The organism is Idiomarina piscisalsi, from assembly GCF_002211765.1.
GTDB lineage: Bacteria > Pseudomonadota > Gammaproteobacteria > Enterobacterales > Alteromonadaceae > Idiomarina > Idiomarina piscisalsi_A.
The window spans coordinates 496,895-514,054 of record NZ_CP022133.1; the positions used below are offsets into that span (position 1 = coordinate 496,895).

Sequence of the window (17,160 nt, forward strand, 5' to 3'; positions counted from 1 at the left end):
CTTTCCCGACACCAACTGGTAAAGCTGTATGGGTCACTCGGTTTTGGCATGTATTTATTATTTTATGTGTTAAATTAACTCGTTAATTCATACTGAGGTTGTGATTAATATTGTGACATGTCAAGTGTTTAACCGTAACTCATCGAAAGAAAAGGGACTTGTCCATGCGTGAGTCGATAGAAAGGCGCTCTTTTATACTGGCTTTGGCGCTTGTCAGCGTGGTTTTCGCGCTCGTATTAAAGCCGTTTTGGGGTGCCATTTTTTGGGCCTGCGCGGTCGCTGTTATCTTTTTCCCGTTACAAGAAAAGCTCAAAAGTGTGTTTGGTGACAAGCCGAACCGAGCGGCCTTAAGCACATTAATGGTCGCCTTGTTCATTGTTGTGTTGCCGGTGTTAGGCATTGCGTATTCCTTTGTTCAGGAAGGCTTAAGTTTTTACCAAAAGTTAGACTCCGGCAAGGTCAACCCGGGTGAGTTTTTCGAAGAAATAAGAACAGCGTTTCCGTTTATTAATGATCTGCTCGCTCAGTTTGATATTACGCCGGCTGATGTCAGAGAGCGGTTGTCCTCATTTGCGGTGACAGCCAGCCGAATGCTGGCTGAGCAAGCACTCAGCATTGGGCAAAACACCTTCGCTTTTATTATGAGCGTCGCCCTGATGCTGTATTTGACCTTCTTTTTACTGCGTGACGGTAAGCAAATTTTGCAAGTGTTAATGAAGGCGTTACCACTGGGTGACGAGCGTGAGCGCAAGCTCTTTCAAAAGTTCGCGGAGGTCACCCGAGCCACCGTAAAAGGCAATATTGTTGTCGCTATGGTTCAGGGCGCATTAGGGGGGCTGATATTCTGGCTGCTTGGTATTCCCGGCCCTATTTTATGGGGCGTAGTGATGGCGTTCTTGTCATTAATACCGGCGGTAGGCGCGAGTTTGGTTTGGTTGCCGGTGTCGGTTTACTTGTTTGCAACCGGAAGCTGGATTGCGGGCGCTATTTTGGTGGCGTACGGTGCAATTGTTATTGGGTTGGCGGACAACGTACTGCGCCCTCTGTTGGTTGGCCGTGACACTAAGTTACCCGACTATTTGGTCCTGTTCTCAACGCTGGGCGGCATTGCGCTGTTCGGTATCACCGGCTTTGTGCTGGGACCACTTATTGCTGCGCTATTTCTGGTGTTCTGGCAGCTGTTTATGACTGAGTTTAATACCTCAGATGTCTATGAGGACGACAAACCGCAGCGTTAAAGCTGCGGTCTTAGGTATCCGTCGAGTTGCCCGTTTGGCGACAGTACCCACTGCCAAAGCTGAATGTCGCGGGCGCGAAAAGCGCCTGCACAGGAAAGCAGATAATACTTCCACATACGATAAAACTCGTCGTCAAACTGTGCTTTCAGTTGAGGCCAAGCGGCATCGAAGTTCTCAAACCAGGCCATAAGGGTTTTGTCGTAATAGGCGCCAAAATTATGAAAATCTTCGCAGACAAACTTCTGCTCCAACGCCTGACCAATTTGAGAAATCGAGGGAATTTCTCCGTTAGGGAATATGTACTTGCTAATCCATGGGTCGGCGGCGGTATCGCTGACATTTTTACCAATGGTATGTAGTAGGAAAAGGCCGTCCGATTTGGTGCAGCGCAGAGCAACGTCCATATAGTCGTCGTAGTTTTTCTGGCCAACGTGTTCAAACATGCCCAGGCTAATCACCCGGTCAAATTGCTCGTTTAAGTCACGATAGTCCTGTAAACGGAACTCGACAGGTAGCCCTTCACAGCGCTTCTCGCCCAGTGCGACTTGCTCTTTGGATATAGTAACGCCAACGCATTTTACGCCGTAATTTTCAGCGGCGTACTTCATAAAGCTGCCCCAACCACAGCCTATGTCTAGCACCGTCATGCCGGGCTTAAGCCCAAGCTTTTGACAGCAAAGCTCTAGCTTCTGACGTTGGGCATCGTCGACATTGTCGGCTTTTTCCCAGTAACCGCAGGTGTAGACCATATTCTCATCAAGCATTGCCTGATACAGATCATTGCCCATGTCATAGTGGTGCTGGCCCACTTTCCATGCGCGTGATTTATCCTGTAAGTTAAACAAGCGGCTTTTCAGAGAGTGAAAAATGAGCCGGGCCGGGTTTACTTCGTCCTGAATGCCGGAACGCAGTAGTTTAAAAAAGAACTGATCAAGAGACTCGGCGTCCCACAGGCGAGCCATGTAAGACTCGCCGAGCCCCAGATTCCCACGAGACAAAGCCTCATCAAAAACAGACTCGTCATGAACTTGCATATCCCAGGCCCGGTTTCCGTTAATGCGAATATCGGCCTTGGCTAATAATTCCTCAACATACGCTTTGGACGTTGCCATAACATTTGGTCCATTCTTTACAGAAATGTCGCATTAACTTAACAGGAAGCTATAACCCTGACAATGACTACTCATTGTCCTTCGGGGGAGCGAATAAATTCCGGGTAAGCCTCTACACCGCAGTCAACTTTGTCGAGCCCGGCATATTCCTCCTCTTTCGTTACCCTGATACCCAGAGTCACTTTCAGTAAGCCCCAAACCAAGAGACTGGTCAGAAAACCCCAGGCGAGAATGACCGATAGACCGATAAATTGTGTCAGGAATGCGGCACTTGAATCACTCAGCGGCACCACAAGCGTGCCGAATATACCGATAACGCCGTGAACAGATATCGCCCCAACGGGATCATCAATGTGCAGTTTATCTAAGACGATAATGGACAGAACAACGATAATGCCGGCGACGAGACCAATCGTCGCCGCTAACCAACTCGGCGGTGTTACTGGCTGCGCCGTAATGGCGACCAACCCCGCCAGGGCGCCGTTTAAAATCATGGTCAGGTCAGCTTTTTTAAAAAATACTTTGGTAAACGCGTAGGCTGCGACGGTTCCGCCGGCAGCGGACAGGTTGGTGTTGACGAAAGCTGACGCAATGGCGTTGGCGTCATCGGCCGAACTTAACGCTAACTGGGAACCTCCATTAAAGCCAAACCAGCCGAACCATAAAATCAACGTACCCAACGTGGCTAAAGGCATATTCGCACCGGGTATCGCCATGACCGCACCACTTCGGGAATACTTGCCAAGCCTCGGGCCAAGCAACAGAACCGCGGCAAAAGCGGCAGATGCGCCGGTTAAGTGGACAATACTTGATCCCGCAAAGTCAACAAAGCCAAGCTCTGCCAGGAAGCCGCCACCCCAACTCCAGGCGCCTTGTACAGGGTATATTAGGGCGCTTAATGCAATACAAAAAATTAAGAAGCTATTGAGTTTCATACGCTCTGCTACAACGCCTGAAACAATAGACATTGCAGTGGCAACAAACACCATTTGAAAAAAGAAGCCGGCATCGGCTGAATGGGCAGTAGGCGCTGCATCCGGGTACATGACCGAGTAACCAATAAATAGGTAACTAAGGCAGGCTAATGCATACAAGGTGATGTTTTTGGTGAGTATTTCTGTCGTGTTTTTCGCTCTTACCAGGCCGGCTTCAAGCATTGAAAAGCCGGCTGCCATCCACATAACCAAGGCGCCGGAGATGAGCAAAAAGAAGGTATCTAAAACAAAGGGAAGCTGAGCCAGTTGCTGCTGATAATCCATAATAGGTTCCTCTTATAAAGCGTGTTCGTCAGTTTCACCCGTTCGGATGCGTATACATTGCTCCAGCGGTGTGACAAAAATTTTCCCGTCACCAATAGTTCCGGTTTGGGCGGCGGCTTGAATCACTTCTAATGCACGATCGAGCTGGGCTTCGCTGACCGCAATTTCGATACGAATTTTAGGCAGGAAATCAACGGTGTATTCGGCACCGCGGTAAAGTTCGGTATGCCCCTTTTGGCGACCGACGCCTCTGACTTCAGACACGGTCAGCCCTCGGCATCCTATTTCGAATAGGGACTCTTTAACGTCGTCTAGTTTATAAGGCTTAATGAGTGCAATGATCATTTTCATGAGCTTTACCTTGTTAAATAAATGTTATTATCTCCTATTCACGAACCATGCCAAAAGTTAAGGTGTTGATAGTATTAAATAATTTTATTTTTATGGTCGTTTCCGGCCGGGAATTTGCACTATGCCAGTGCACTGCACCAAAAAGTTCTGTTGATGCAGTGCGCTCAGAAGAGATACTATTTACCAACACTATTGAATGATTACAGGGTTTAGCCATGCTGGTAGGTGAACGTCAAAGTGACTTAATTGGACAGACCGATCTGTTGCGTATTCCGTCGTTATCGGACTTGACCGGTTGCGATATATTCGTGAAATGCGAATTTCAAAACCCGGGTGGTTCGATTAAGGATCGCGCAGCTAAGCAACTTATCGAAGATGCCATGGAGCGGGGCGAACTCAAGCCTGGTATGACGGTGGTTGAGGGAACTGCGGGAAATACTGGCATTGGCCTGGCGGTGGTTGCCAAAGCATACGGCTTAAACATGCTGGCGGTGATGCCGAATGACCAGACGCCGGAAAAAGAGCGAATGATTCGCTTGCACGGCGGCGAGTTGATGGCGGTTGACCCAGTTCCGTTTAAAAATGAAAACCACTTTTACCATACCGCTCGTCGATTAGCCGAAGAGCGTGATGACTGTTGGTGGGCGAATCAGTTCGAGAACACCAGTAATGCAAGAGCGCACTACTTGCATACCGCGCCCGAAATTTGGGAACAAATGAACGGCAATATCGACGTTTTTGTATCGGTTGCGGGTACCGGCGGAACCATTGGTGGCAACTCTAAGTTTTTCAAAGAGCAAGACTCAACTATTGACGTGTGGCTGGCAGACCCTGATGGCTCGGGCATTTATGAGTTTTTGAAAACCGGTGAGTATGTGTCACACGGCGGGTCGATGACCGAAGGTATTGGCATTATGCGTTTGGTTGAAAACTTTAAGCAGGCCAAAATAGACCATGCGGTTAACTTACCGGATCAGGACTTAGTGACTATTTCCCGCTATGTGCGGGACAAAGACGGTATTGTGCTCGGCAGCAGCTCTGCATTGAACGTGGCGGCTGCTCTGGCGGCGGCGCTTAGAAAAGGAGCGGGGCAGCGCATTGTCACCTTCGCTTGTGACTTAGGAGAGCGATCGGCCAGTAAGCTTTATAACCCTGAATACTTGCGTGGTCGGGAATTAAACCCGGAACCTGAAGCAATAGAAACACTGTTTGAGCGTTACCGCTCGCTGGGCGATAAGGTGTTAGATGTGAGTTGGAACCATGACTAAAATTATCGCTCTAGCGGCAGCACTGTTCAGTGTCGTGATACTGCCGTTAAAGGCAGAGGAAATATCGCAAGAAGGTTCATTATCGAACCTTAAAGTTCCGCAGTTTCTAGACATAGCGCACCGGGGGGCGTCAGGATATGTGCCTGAGCATTCGCAAGCCAGTACAGTGATGGCTCATGCAATGGGGGCAGATTACATCGAACAAGACATACAATTGACCCGAGACAGTGTTCCCGTGGTTTTGCATGATGAAGTGCTGGATTATATTACTGATGTCTCTCAAGTTTTTCCGGAGAAACACCGACCGGACGGACATTATTATGTGGTGGATTTTTCGCTTGGAGAATTAAAGGAGCTGTCAATAACGCCTCGTCATAAAGACTATGAACTGGTTTACCCGAACCGCTTCTCTAATAACGATGTTCGCTTTCCGGTTCAAACGTTAGACGAGCAACTGAAGCTCATTCATGAACTGAACCGCACACGCGGCAAGAGTACCGGCGTCTATGTTGAAATAAAATCGCCACGCTGGTATCAGCAGCAGGGGTACGACGCAACAGCCGCCGTTATGTCAGTATTGGCACAAAACGGTTATCACGACACCATGGCGACGCCCATCTTTTTGCAGTCGTTTGACCCGGAAGTGTTGCGCCGTTTGAAACGAGAATATAACTGGGAGCAACCACTTATACAGCTTATTGGCGATAACGAATGGGGCATGAGCGATGTCGATTACAGCTCGATGCGCACCAGTGCCGGTCTGGAAGCGGTGAAATCTTATGCTGAAGGGGTGGGTCTTTGGTTGAATCATGTGTTGGAAGGCGTTAACGAGGGACAGCCAACATGGTCGCCGGTGTTAGATACTGCCGATAATAAAGGTCTGGATGTGCATGTGTATACGTTGCGCGCGGACGACTTACCTGAGGGTGTCGAGTCTCACTCACAATTACGTCAATGGCTAAAAACGGCGGGTGCAGAAGGTGTTTTTACGGACTTTCCGGATCAAAAGTAAAACGCATCTTTAAGCCATCAGAGCCATCGTCGTAATAGCTCGCAAGCACATCAACCGTTTCAAAGCCGCAATCCTGATACCAGGCAATAGCGGCTTTATTGTCAGATTTGACCTCTAGTGAAACGGCTTTCGCTTTGGCTTTTCGTGCGCATGCAATCAACTCATTCATGAGCTTTTGACCAATGCCTTTGCCTCGTGCGTTGGGTGCCACTGCAATAGAGTAAAGCCGCCAAACCGGACTATTCTTACGCGTTAGTACTAATGCATACCCAAGTAGCTTTTCATCCTCTCGCACCACCCAACAGTGAGCCGTTACCGAATCAATTAAGTGTTTAAAGCTGCGGCGACTGATGCAGCTGTAGTCAAAAGTCGCGCGCTCCAGCCGAACTAATTCATCGAGGTCTGAGGGCTTAGCCAACTCAACGTATACATTCACTGTGGGTTACCTATTACGCTTACTTACGTTCGTCCAGCCTGCGGTTGAAGTCAGCCATAATGAGGCGATAAAGCTCGTATCCCAGGTGCAAATCTTCCACGCCATATTCAATGGACGGATTATCGTTAATTTCGATAACCACAGGTCCTCGGTCCGTTTGCTTGATATCGACACCGTATAGGCCGTCACCAATCAGCCGGGTCGCCTGCAATGCAAGACGAACCACGTCTTTTGGCGCCTGATGAACGCCAAGCGTTGTAAACGAGCCGCTTTTCGCACGAGAAGAGGACTCTTTATGGTTGTAAATTTGCCAGTGATTGCGCGCCATAAAATACTGACAGGCATAAATAGGCCGGTTATTCAGTACGCCAATACGCCAGTCGTACTCTGTTTTAATAAACTCTTGTGCCAGCAAAATAGTGGACTGCTCAAACAAGCTTTCAGCGATAGACTGTAATTGCTCCAGGTTTTCTGCTTTTTCAACGCCAACTGAAAACGACCCGTCAGGAATTTTGAGCACGACGGGATAACCGAGATTGTCACCAATCGCTTTGTAATCAATGTCTGACTGACTGAGCAACAACTTGGTTTTTGGTGTGGCGACGTTGTGTTTGTCCAGCAGCTCTTTTAGAAACACTTTGTTCGCACACTGAACAATGTCGCCAGGGTGGTCAATGACGACCATGCCATTGGCTTCCGCCTTTTTAGCAAAATGGTAGGTGTAGTGATTGATTCGTGTGGTTTCTCTTATAAATAACGCGTCAAACTCTAGCAAACGGTTGAAGTCGTCTGCGGTTATTAACTCGGCGTCGATATCGGCCTCTTTCGCCGCCTTAATAAATTGACTCAGAGCGCGCTTGTCGGACGTCGGAATAGCTTCTTCCGGATTATGCAGTATTGCCAAGTCAAAACGCAGTTCTTTGCGTGAACGCGCTTTACGCCAAACACGCTTACTGAACTGGTCTAACGCATTGCCAAAGAAGCTTTGTTCATCGTCATTGAGCTCGTTCAACGCCCCAGCTTGCAAGGCCGAAATATACCAGCGGCCATTAAACTCAAGCTGGATTCGCAATATCGGGCATGGGTAGCGCTCGAAAATTTGCCGGGCAAAGTTCCTCAATGCTTTTTCTTCACACATACCAAAGCAAATAAGCAGTGACAAAGACTGCTTGTCAGACTGTTGCAGGTAACGCAGCAGTGATCGGTCAGTGGCATTAATGAGTAACTGATAATGTGAAAAGTTATTCACATCGTTAATGGTCGCCACCGACGGAATGACCTTTTGACCACGGGCTTCTGCCAGCAAACTGACATAGTAGCCAGTCGATAAGTAAGACAGGTCGTTACAAAGGTTTAAAATACTTTGACGCGAATTAGAGTGAGTCGTTTGCAAGTACTCACTTGCGCTAAGTAAGCTTTGGCTAGGGTAGTATGGTTGCCAATCGACCATGTCGTCAATAATGACGTGAGCCTGAGTTTGCATGATATCCTGATATAAAAAGTGTAAAAAACACGAGTTTATTTGCTTATTAAAAGCAACTGACACTATATTAGAAAGATAACGGATAACAAGCAGATTTTATTGTTTTTTTGCTTTGAAAGGAGTCAGATAAATGCTGACAATTTTGGCGAAACTGCTAAAGGCGTTGAACTCGGAAACGAGCCCATGGGCGCTGGCGTTAGCAGTGGTTTTAGGAATGTTCATTGGTCTGACGCCGCTGTGGCGGATCCATAACCTCATTATTATTCTTGCCGCCCTTATTTTCCGGGTGAACTTAAGTTTGTTTCTGGTTTCTTTCGGTGTGTTTTCTGGTATTGCCTACCTGTTGGATCCGGTTTTCCACGATATGGGATTGAGTATTCTTAACGCATCGAGCTGGCAAGGCATTTACGAAGCTGCATACGCTAGTGCGGTAGGACGTTTGTCGATGTTTAACCACACCATAACGATGGGAAGTGTGGTCTTTAGTTTGCTGGCCGCTCCTTTCGTTGCTGCGATTAGCTACTTTATTGTCGCCAACTACCGTAAGCGCATTCAAAAAGCTTTTATGAAACTGCGAGTTGTGCAAATTATTAAAGGCAGTCGGTTCTGGCAAATTTACTCGAGTCTTAGGGGTAATTATGAAACGAGGTATTATTCGTTGGCCCGGACTGGCCGTATTTACCGGGTTTGTGCTGCTGTTGGTGGCTATTTCGTGGTTATTCCTGGACGCCATTATTAAGGTCACTTTAGAGCATACACTGGGTCGTTTGAATGGCGCTGAAGTGAATATTGAACGGGTCGAGCACAGTTGGTCACCGTTGGCGCTACGCATAAAAGGTGTGCAAGTGACTAACCCGCAGCAACCGACACATAACCGAGTACAGGTAGGGGAAGCGTCTGCCGATATCAGTCCAACCGAGTTGATTCTGGGACGCACCTTAATTGAACAACTCACAATGACTGGCATTCGCGTTAATCAGGAACGCGACAGTGAGGGGGAGGTTTACGTTCTGCCGTCAGAAGAAGACATGAAGCAATGGGCTGAGCAGTCCTGGGAAAACTTAAAAATGTCATTGCCGTCAACTGACGAAATTGTTGCTCAGGTTGACTTGCGGACTGACAAAGTCATTGAAGAGTCTAAACAAACGTATGAACAACAGAAGCAGCAAGTGTTGGCTGCAAAAGAGGCTTTGCCGAGCGAAGATAAAATAAAAGAGTATGAGCAACAGCTGAAAGAAATAACGGACAGTGACACCGCTGGACTTGGTGATATTGCGGCACGTAAAAAGGCGTTCGATGAACTGAAAGAGTCGATTCGTAAAGACAAAGAGGCGGTTACAAACTTCCGTGAAAGAGTGTCAGAAGCGAAAGACGTTCTGCAAACACAAGTGGCAGAACTGAAAAATGCCCCCGGCAATGACATCGATAGGATCAAGTCGTTTTTTAGTATGGATGGTCAGGGCTTACAGAACGTAACTGGCTTGCTGCTGGGTGAGCAAGCAAAGCAGTGGAGCCAATACCTGTTGCTGGCCTACGAGCAGTTGGGACCCATGCTGGCACGCTCAGACAATTCCGGAACGGTTGAACCGGTGCGTGGTGAGGGACAGCGTATTTCTTTTGCTGAACAAGATGCGCCTCCAGAATTCTTAATTAAAAAGGCGCGTACCGAGTTTATGGTGGCTGGCACCGTTATTGATGTCGATTGGCAAAATATTACCCACCAGCACAACTTACTTGGACAACCCACGACGTACCAGGCGCGCGCTGATAACAGTGAATTATGGAAAGCGTTTAACTTAAATGGTGAGCTGTCGCTAACAGACTTGGGGATTGATGCCAAACAGCAATGGCAGCTAAAAGGCGCACAACTGCAAAATCTCGGGTTAAGCCAGAGTGCCGAGCTAAGTGCTCAGATTGTCTCGTCATTGCTCGACAGTGACGGCACTATTTTAGTTCGAGAAAACAAGCTTGATGGTAATGCGATGGTCAGAATGCTGAACCTCGACATGGATGCCAGCGGCTCCAGCAAACTGACAAATGCGATTGCCAGCGCACTGGAACAATTACAACGTCTGGATATTGCCACCAACATTGCCGGCGATATTCAAAGTCCATCGTTGAGTTTCGATTCCGACTTAGATGACCAGCTGGGTAGCTTATTAGCCGATACTGCCATGGCGGAGGCGGATGGTAAGTTGGCAGACATAAAAGCCGACTTAACCGCGAAAGTGTCTGAACAGCTTGGTAGTCAGGAAGAGCTGTTACAAAACCTGACGCAATGGAACAGCGAGTCAGGTGAAAAAGGTCAGAAGTTGGAAGAGTTACTGAAGTCTAAACTCGAAGACAGCCTGAAAGACAAGCTTAAGGGTCGCCTGTTCGGCGACTCTTAAACTTAAGAGCGAATTACTCAGTAGCTAAGAACTCGCTGAGTAATTCAGCTTTTTGTTGAATAGAGAACAACCCGTTTAAGTGTCCCCAGGGACCACTAATTTCTTCGTACTGAACTTCTTTACCCAATTCTTTAAGTGTATTTGCTGTGTTCTCCGCCATATAAGGCATGAGCAACAAGTCGTTGCTAGACGGCAGAAAGAGTGTTTTTGCAGAAATGTTTTTTAAGCCGTCTTCCAGCGTTTTTTGATGCCCGGCTACAAACAGCTGGTTTGCACGCACTAGGTAAAGAATATGGTTTGCATCGGCCAGTGGTGCACGTGCTCGGCTGGCACTGTATAACCATTCTACTGCGGGCAGCTCATTAGTCACGGATTCCAACCCTTTTTCAGGCAGGGTTTCCTGCTGAGGTACCGCTTGGTTAATGTATTCCGGGTGCATGGCGCCATGGGTGATCATGGCTTGTGCCATAGTGACACCGTCTAAAGGTGCGTCGCCGTTGTAGTAGTCACCACCGTTCCAGTTAGGATCCAGTTTAATGGCTTTTGCCCACTGCTCCAGGCCCATGATGGTCCAGGCGTCTAACGAGCCGGCACCAATAACCGAGACCATACGTTCAACCCAGTCCGGGTAAGCCGCCGCCCATTCAATAGCCTGCAGTGAGCCCATTGAAGCTCCGACTACTGCATGCAATTTACTAATACCTAAATCTTCCAGAAGCGCCTTTTGAACGTTAACAAAATCACGAATGGTCACAACGGGAAAGTCCAGGCCATAAGGCTTGCCAGTATCCGGATTAATGCTGGCAGGGCCGGTAGTAATCACATTAGGCAGGTTAGGGTAAGCGTTAACTAACGAGTCAACGCTAATAACATAGTATTTGTCAGTATCAATGGCTTTGCCAGGACCGATAATAGCGTCCCAGTAGCCCGCCTGCTGATCATTCTCACTGTACTTACCCGCAGCGTGACTGTTACCGGAGAAAAAGTGAGTAATAAGCACGACGTTATCTTTTGCTTCATTGAGTGTGCCGTAAGACTCCCAGCCCACTTTTACGTCTTTAATGGTTTCACCGCCGTGGGTGGTGTAACTTTCCATACTAAAGGTCTTTTTTTCGACCCATTGTTCGGCTGCTAACGGTAAGCTGATTAGCAATACCGCAATGCTAATAACCGTTGTCCATAATCGTGTCATGACACATTCTCCTGTAAGTAATTTTGGTAGTGCTCGCGCAATTTATTTTTAACCAGCTTACCGGTGCCGGTATGGGGCAGTTCATCCACAAAAACCACGTCGTCAGGCATCCACCAACGGGCAATTTTACCGGTTAAAAAGTCTTTAATATCTTGCTTTGACAGCTGGTGACCTTTATTCAGCACCACCAGCAAGAGCGGTCGCTCGTCCCATTTCGGATGTTTAACACCAATAACACAAGACTCGTTAACCGCTTCGTGCTGGCTGACAATGTTTTCGATATCCAGAGAGCTTATCCATTCGCCACCGCTTTTAATCACATCTTTTTTGCGGTCAACCACTTTCATAAAGCCTTCTGGGTCAATAACCGCAATGTCACCCGTAGCTAGCCACCCATCAGGGAAGCTACTTAAGTCGTCGTTGCGGAAGTACTGTGAAGCAATCCAATGCCCCCGAACCTGAAGCTCGCCACGTGTTTCCCCATCATTCGGCAGTGGATTATCGTCCGCGTCAACAATGCGGTGTTCAATACCAAAAACCGGGCGGCCTGCCGTTGTTTGTAGCTGATATTGCTCGTCTTTAGGCCGGTTAATAATATCGGCCTGCGGCGGTACCGAATGCACCAGAGGGCCAGTTTCTGTCATACCCCATATCGGCTGCCAGTAAACGTCGTACTCTTTGTCGTAAGTTTTCACCAGCCCCATAGGTGAAGCGGCGCCACCAACACAAACGCGTTGCAGCGATGGAATATCCAGTGAGTTTTCACTGAGATAATTGTGCAAAGTGAGCCAGATAGTGGGCACGCCTAAGCCTACAGTGACTCGCTCGTTACGAATCATCTCAGCCATTGCCTCACCCGAGGTACCGTCGCCGGTAAACACTAACTTACAACCGGACAAAGGACCGGCGTAGGGCGCGCCCCAGGCAGCTACATGGTACATAGTCACCATAGGCATTAAGACGGTGTCGCTGCGTAAGTCGAGCATGTCGGCACTGACGGTTGCCTGGGCGTGTAAGACCATGGCGCGGTGTGAGGCCAGTACCCCTTTCGGGTTGCCTGTCGTGCCTGAGGTGTAACAAAGCAGGGCGGCACTGTCTTCATCAACGTCTGGCCAGTCAAAGTCTTGAGACTCTGGTTCCACAAGCTCTTCATAACAAAGCGCATTATTGAGTTTGGTGTCCGGCATGTGGCTTTTGTCAGTCATTACCACAAAACCCTTCACGTTCGGGAGCTCATCCTCAATGGATTCCAGTAGCTCGACAAAGCTGAGGTCTACAAATACCCAGCCACTTTCTGCATGGTTCACTATCCAGGCAATTTGCTCGCCAAATAAGCGAGGGTTTACCGTGTGCATAACAGCACCACTGCCACTGACCGCATAGTAAAGCTCCATGTGCCGGTAGGTATTCCAGGCCAGACTGGCTACGCGTTCGCCGGGTTGTACTCCCAGTTTTTTTAAAGCGTTAGCTAATTGTCCGCTACGTTGCCAGCAGTCAGCATAGCTGTAGCGGTGGATATCACCTTCCAGCCGGCGGGTAACAATTTCCTGCCGTGCGTGTCGGTTGGCTGCAAACTTCAGTAAGTCGATAATTTGCAGTGGCCGTTTCATCATATTTCCTAACATGGCTATTTTCCCTTACGGCTGGGTTACAACATGAACAAGCCAATGGCTACGGCCAGACCCATTAACGGCACAACAACGGTGACGGCAGCGACAGCCCAGTAAGCGGCACTGTGCTTCTCGTTACAAATGGCGCGAATGGTGGTAACCACATAACCATTGTGTGGTAACGAGTCCAGCGCACCAGAAGAAATGGAAACAATGCGATGGAGTTGCTCCGGGTTAACGCCGGCAGCCATATAGTGCGGTCCCACTTCAGGTAAGGCGATTGCCTGACCACCGGAGGCAGACCCCGTCAAGCCAGCAATAACGCTGACTGCAACAGCCGCGCCGACTAACTCATTACCGGGTAAATTGGTCATGGCGGTCACGGCTGCATCAAAAGCTGGAGTTATCTTGGCAATGCTACCAAACCCAACAACGGCGGCGGTGTTACCGATAGCAACCAACGCACCGGTTGTGGCTTCATGAATAGCGGTTTGTGGTTTATGAAAATGTTTAAAGTTAATGACCGCGATGGCAATAACACCGCCCAGCAAAGCAACAATTAACGCGTTTTGTTGTAAGGTGTCGTGAAAGGTAAAGGACAGCCCCAGCACCACCAACAGCGGAATCAGCCCGCTAATAGGCGAGGGCAGTTCTCGATCGAGTAAAATAGGATCACCTTCACGCGCTTCAAATTGCTCGCCATTTGCGACGGCACGATTAATGATTTTTTTGAGCCACCAGTAACCGAAAGTTGCCATTAACACAGCGACTACCAAGCTAACCTCCCAGGCTGCGTAAGGCGAAGTACCTAAGTATTTTACCGGTATCCAGTTTTGAATTTCTGGTGAGCCAGCGGAGGTCATGGTAAAAGTGACTGAGCCAAAGGCCAGTGCTGCCGGAATAAAACGACGAGGTAAGTTCGCGTCTTTAAACAAACTGAGCGCCATTGGGTAAACCGAGAACGCCACAACGAATACACTGACGCCGCCGTAGGTCAGAATTGCGCAGGCCAGAACAACAGCGAGAACCGCCTGTTTTCGGCCTAGCTTATTAATAATAAAACGAGCAACGCTGTCTGCTGCGCCAGTGTCTTCCATAAACTTACCGAACATAGAGCCCAGCAAGAACATAAAGAACCAGGCCGCGACAAAGCTGGCAAAGCCGTCCATATAGGCACTGACAAAGTTCACGTCACCTGTAAATAAAGGGACGCCACTGCATAAAGCCACAATAACGGCGCAAAGAGGGGCACTGATAAACAGGTTCATCCCTCGTAGTGTGAGTATGATAAGCAGCACCAAGCCGCCAATCAGGCCAATCATACTTAACATGAGTTACCTCGCAACGAATGAAAAACGGACCATGCTCTGAATCGTTGCATGGAAGTATTCTGCGTTATTAAGGAAATTGACCATATAGTACTATGGTACAGATCACAATTTTAACAATTTGCGCTAGTTTAATGGGCAACCATAGCTCTGAACCGTTAAATTGCTGTAAACGGAAATAATAAATACAAACGACATTATCTGTCAGGGGAACAACCATGAAACAGCCCAAATTTCAGAAATCAATGATTGCAGCAGCGGTCGCTACGTTGCTGGGGAGTCCGGTGGCTTTAGCGCAGCAAAACGAAGAAGCTGAAGTCGATGAAGGTAAACTGGAGCGTATTGAAGTAACAGCGCGCCGGACAAACGAAAGTTTGCAAGAAGTGCCGGTGGCAGTATCTGCTTTTGGTGAAGGTGACTTGGAGCGTGAGGGCATCGAGGACATTACTGAATTGCAGTACAAAATGCCGAATACCACCTTTCAGGTCAGCCGCGGCACTAACTCAACGTTAACCGCCTATATTCGAGGTGTTGGTCAGCAGGATCCACTATGGGGTTTTGAACCAGGCGTTGGTATCTATATTGACGATGTCTATGTTGCAAGGCCTCAAGGCGCAGTTTTAGAAGTACTAGATGTTCAGCGTGTCGAAGTTCTTCGTGGTCCTCAGGGAACGTTATATGGCAAGAACACCATTGGTGGTGCCATGAAGTATGTGACGCGTGAGCTGACTGGCTATAACGAGTTTGAATTAAAAGGTACGGTTGGTACTTACAACCAAAGAGACCTGAAAGTGTCAGGGCAAACTGCACTGGCAGATAACTTCTACGTAGGTGGAGCCTTCGCCACGCTTAATCGAGATGGCTTCGGCGAATTCGTTAATACGGGCGATGAAAATTACAATAAAGAGTTAATGACCGGCCGCTTTAATGCCAAATGGCTCGTGAATAAAGGCATTAACGTGAAATTCGCCGCCGATTGGACAAAAGACGATTCAAACGCACGCGGTGGTCATCGTGAGCAAGAATCCTTGTTGAGTGATGAACCACGTTTAACGGACGTTTATGATTCGTATACGGCCATGCCAACCTGGAACGAAGTTGAGACCGAAGGTTACTCAATGACCGTTGACTGGGCGATCAACAATGACTGGATGTTTAAGTCAATTACGGCTTATCGGGAAGGTTACACCAACACCAATATCGACTTTGACTCCACGGTAAACCCGGTCCTTTTGGTGCCAGCTGTTTATGAAGATGATCAAACCACCCAGGAGTTCCAGTTCATGTACCGCGATGACCGACTGGACTTCGTGGGTGGTTTGTACTTTTATGAAGGTGAAGCCTGTGGTGAGTTCGGGACCGTCTTAGGTTTACTGGGGCTTTCTATCGATACCGGCGGTTGTGTTGATACGTCAAGCGAGGCGCTGTTTGGTCAGGCAACTTACCAGCTGGATGATCAATGGTCAGTGACGTTGGGCGGGCGTTATACACGAGATGATAAGAATGCTGACGTCTTTAGGTACACTTATGCTGGTGTTAAGTTCCTGGACCGCGGCGATTACTCGGCGGATCCTATTGTCGTGAATTCAGATTTCACAACGCAGGCTGACTGGAGTAAGTTCAGCCCACACGCAAGCGTCAGTTATCAAGTTGCTCCTGCGGTTATGCTTTATGCAAGCTACAGTAACGGCTTCAAGTCGGGCGGTGTTGATATGCGAGCGGATGTATCACTGAACCCTGATGCTGCCAACCCTTATGACCCGGAAACGGTTGATACTGTTGAGTTTGGTGTTAAAAGTGAGTTGCTCGATGGTCGTATGCGATTGAACGCGGCAACCTTTTTCTCCGATTACCAGGATATGCAGGTCACTGTGCAGCGTGCTATCGAAGGCGGAGGCGTTGCGTCTCAAGTTTTGAACGCAGCCGATTCAACCGTTCAAGGTTTTGAGATTGAGTCCACCTTTGCAGCGACTCCAACATTAAACTTTAACGGCTCACTGGGCTACATCGATGCGGAATTTGACTCGGTAGCGTTCTTTAACCCGGAAACGCAACAAGTGGAAGACGTTTCTGACTTATGGTCTTTCCAAAACACTCCGAAAGTAACGGCAAACCTAGGTTTTACCAAAGAATTTGAACTCGAGAGTGGCTCAATGGTTTGGTCAACAACCGTTTCTTATCGTGACGACACTCAAATCTTTGAAGTGCCTTCACCTTTAGATGAGGAAGCATACAGTCTGACGAATACCAGCCTCGTTTGGTACTCAAATTCCGGTCAGTGGACCGTAGGCCTACACGCGAAGAACGTTTTCGATGAAGAGTATCGAGTCTCTGGCTACAACTTTGGCTCAACCTTTGGCGAAAATATCGTGACTGGCTACTACGGTGACCCGCGGACCGTATCGCTCTCAGTCGGTTATCGTTTTTAACTCCCGCTCGCCAGTATTGCCGATCATCCGGTAATACTGGCTTTTTTCCTCT

Annotated in this window: 14 protein-coding genes; 6 read left to right on the forward strand and 8 right to left on the reverse strand. The window is 48.3% G+C overall.

Going from position 1 to position 17,160, the window contains the following annotated elements:
- Positions 1-164: 164 nt before the first annotated feature.
- A complete protein-coding gene (locus CEW91_RS02320) occupies positions 165-1,238 on the forward strand; it encodes an AI-2E family transporter (protein ID WP_088767492.1) in 1,074 nt (357 codons plus the stop codon).
- Here CEW91_RS02320 and cfa read toward each other — a convergent pair.
- The 3 genes from cfa to CEW91_RS02335 all read right to left on the reverse strand — a co-directional run bounded on the left by cfa (position 1,235) and on the right by CEW91_RS02335 (position 3,960).
- Positions 1,235-2,350, reverse strand: coding sequence for a cyclopropane fatty acyl phospholipid synthase (gene cfa, locus CEW91_RS02325; protein WP_088767493.1), 1,116 nt, complete (start codon positions 2,348-2,350; stop codon positions 1,235-1,237). The two genes, CEW91_RS02320 and cfa, sit on opposite strands and share 4 nt — an antisense overlap.
- Before the next feature lie 71 nt (positions 2,351-2,421).
- Positions 2,422-3,609, reverse strand: coding sequence for an ammonium transporter (locus CEW91_RS02330; RefSeq protein ID WP_088767494.1), 1,188 nt, complete (start codon positions 3,607-3,609; stop codon positions 2,422-2,424).
- A 12-nt stretch (positions 3,610-3,621) separates the two neighbouring features.
- Positions 3,622-3,960 carry a P-II family nitrogen regulator gene (locus CEW91_RS02335; protein ID WP_088767495.1) on the reverse strand — a complete coding sequence of 113 codons (339 nt, stop codon included), beginning with the start codon at positions 3,958-3,960 and terminating at the stop codon, positions 3,622-3,624.
- A gap of 215 nt (positions 3,961-4,175) precedes the next feature.
- On the opposite strand from CEW91_RS02335, the gene CEW91_RS02340 reads away from it, so the two are divergent.
- Both CEW91_RS02340 and glpQ read left to right on the forward strand, forming a co-directional pair.
- Entirely contained in the window at positions 4,176-5,228 is a 1,053-nt protein-coding gene (locus tag CEW91_RS02340; protein WP_088767496.1) for a cysteine synthase A, read from the forward strand.
- Positions 5,221-6,240 (forward strand): glycerophosphodiester phosphodiesterase, encoded by a 1,020-nt coding sequence (gene glpQ / locus CEW91_RS02345; RefSeq protein ID WP_088767497.1) that lies wholly within the window; start codon positions 5,221-5,223, stop codon positions 6,238-6,240. Before CEW91_RS02340 ends, glpQ begins: the two co-directional genes overlap by 8 nt.
- On the opposite strand, the gene CEW91_RS02350 is transcribed toward glpQ, so the two are convergent.
- Positions 6,215-6,676, reverse strand: a complete 462-nt coding sequence (locus CEW91_RS02350; protein ID WP_088767498.1) for a GNAT family N-acetyltransferase — start codon at positions 6,674-6,676, stop codon at positions 6,215-6,217. The two genes, glpQ and CEW91_RS02350, sit on opposite strands and share 26 nt — an antisense overlap.
- A gap of 19 nt (positions 6,677-6,695) precedes the next feature.
- Entirely contained in the window at positions 6,696-8,159 is a 1,464-nt protein-coding gene (locus tag CEW91_RS02355; RefSeq protein WP_088767499.1) for a RimK family protein, read from the reverse strand.
- Positions 8,160-8,289: 130 nt separating this feature from the next.
- Between CEW91_RS02355 and CEW91_RS02360 the strand changes: the two genes are divergently transcribed.
- Entirely contained in the window at positions 8,290-8,898 is a 609-nt protein-coding gene (locus CEW91_RS02360; RefSeq protein WP_088767500.1) for a DUF2062 domain-containing protein, read from the forward strand.
- Entirely contained in the window at positions 8,798-10,549 is a 1,752-nt protein-coding gene (locus tag CEW91_RS02365; RefSeq protein WP_088767501.1) for a TIGR03545 family protein, read from the forward strand. Before CEW91_RS02360 ends, CEW91_RS02365 begins: the two co-directional genes overlap by 101 nt.
- Positions 10,550-10,562: 13 nt before the next feature.
- Here CEW91_RS02365 and CEW91_RS02370 read toward each other — a convergent pair whose 3' ends face one another.
- From CEW91_RS02370 to CEW91_RS02380, 3 genes are read right to left on the reverse strand one after another with little or no spacing between them, the layout of a single operon-like run.
- Positions 10,563-11,741: an E22 family MetX-like putative esterase gene (locus tag CEW91_RS02370; protein ID WP_088767502.1), complete on the reverse strand. Its 1,179-nt coding sequence runs from the start codon at positions 11,739-11,741 to the stop codon at positions 10,563-10,565.
- Positions 11,738-13,366, reverse strand: coding sequence for a long-chain fatty acid--CoA ligase (locus tag CEW91_RS02375; RefSeq protein WP_088767503.1), 1,629 nt, complete (start codon positions 13,364-13,366; stop codon positions 11,738-11,740). Before CEW91_RS02375 ends, CEW91_RS02370 begins: the two co-directional genes overlap by 4 nt.
- 23 nt (positions 13,367-13,389) lie before the next feature.
- Positions 13,390-14,682 carry a GntP family permease gene (locus tag CEW91_RS02380; RefSeq protein WP_088767504.1) on the reverse strand — a complete coding sequence of 431 codons (1,293 nt, stop codon included), beginning with the start codon at positions 14,680-14,682 and terminating at the stop codon, positions 13,390-13,392.
- A 215-nt stretch (positions 14,683-14,897) separates the two neighbouring features.
- Between CEW91_RS02380 and CEW91_RS02385 the strand changes: the two genes are divergently transcribed.
- Positions 14,898-17,108: a TonB-dependent receptor gene (locus CEW91_RS02385; RefSeq protein WP_088767505.1), complete on the forward strand. Its 2,211-nt coding sequence runs from the start codon at positions 14,898-14,900 to the stop codon at positions 17,106-17,108.
- Positions 17,109-17,160: the final 52 nt, after the last annotated feature.

Coding starts and splice junctions, on each gene's coding strand:
- CEW91_RS02360 (WP_088767500.1), top strand. CDS start 8,290: ATGCTGACAATTTTGGCGAAACTGCTAAAGGCGTTGAACTCGGAAACG.
- CEW91_RS02330 (WP_088767494.1), bottom strand. CDS start 3,609: ATGGATTATCAGCAGCAACTGGCTCAGCTTCCCTTTGTTTTAGATACC.
- glpQ (WP_088767497.1), top strand. CDS start 5,221: ATGACTAAAATTATCGCTCTAGCGGCAGCACTGTTCAGTGTCGTGATA.
- CEW91_RS02335 (WP_088767495.1), bottom strand. CDS start 3,960: ATGAAAATGATCATTGCACTCATTAAGCCTTATAAACTAGACGACGTT.
- CEW91_RS02355 (WP_088767499.1), bottom strand. CDS start 8,159: ATGCAAACTCAGGCTCACGTCATTATTGACGACATGGTCGATTGGCAA.
- CEW91_RS02365 (WP_088767501.1), top strand. CDS start 8,798: ATGAAACGAGGTATTATTCGTTGGCCCGGACTGGCCGTATTTACCGGG.
- CEW91_RS02320 (WP_088767492.1), top strand. CDS start 165: ATGCGTGAGTCGATAGAAAGGCGCTCTTTTATACTGGCTTTGGCGCTT.
- cfa (WP_088767493.1), bottom strand. CDS start 2,350: ATGGCAACGTCCAAAGCGTATGTTGAGGAATTATTAGCCAAGGCCGAT.
- CEW91_RS02380 (WP_088767504.1), bottom strand. CDS start 14,682: ATGTTAAGTATGATTGGCCTGATTGGCGGCTTGGTGCTGCTTATCATA.
- CEW91_RS02340 (WP_088767496.1), top strand. CDS start 4,176: ATGCTGGTAGGTGAACGTCAAAGTGACTTAATTGGACAGACCGATCTG.
- CEW91_RS02375 (WP_088767503.1), bottom strand. CDS start 13,366: ATGTTAGGAAATATGATGAAACGGCCACTGCAAATTATCGACTTACTG.
- CEW91_RS02385 (WP_088767505.1), top strand. CDS start 14,898: ATGAAACAGCCCAAATTTCAGAAATCAATGATTGCAGCAGCGGTCGCT.
- CEW91_RS02370 (WP_088767502.1), bottom strand. CDS start 11,741: ATGACACGATTATGGACAACGGTTATTAGCATTGCGGTATTGCTAATC.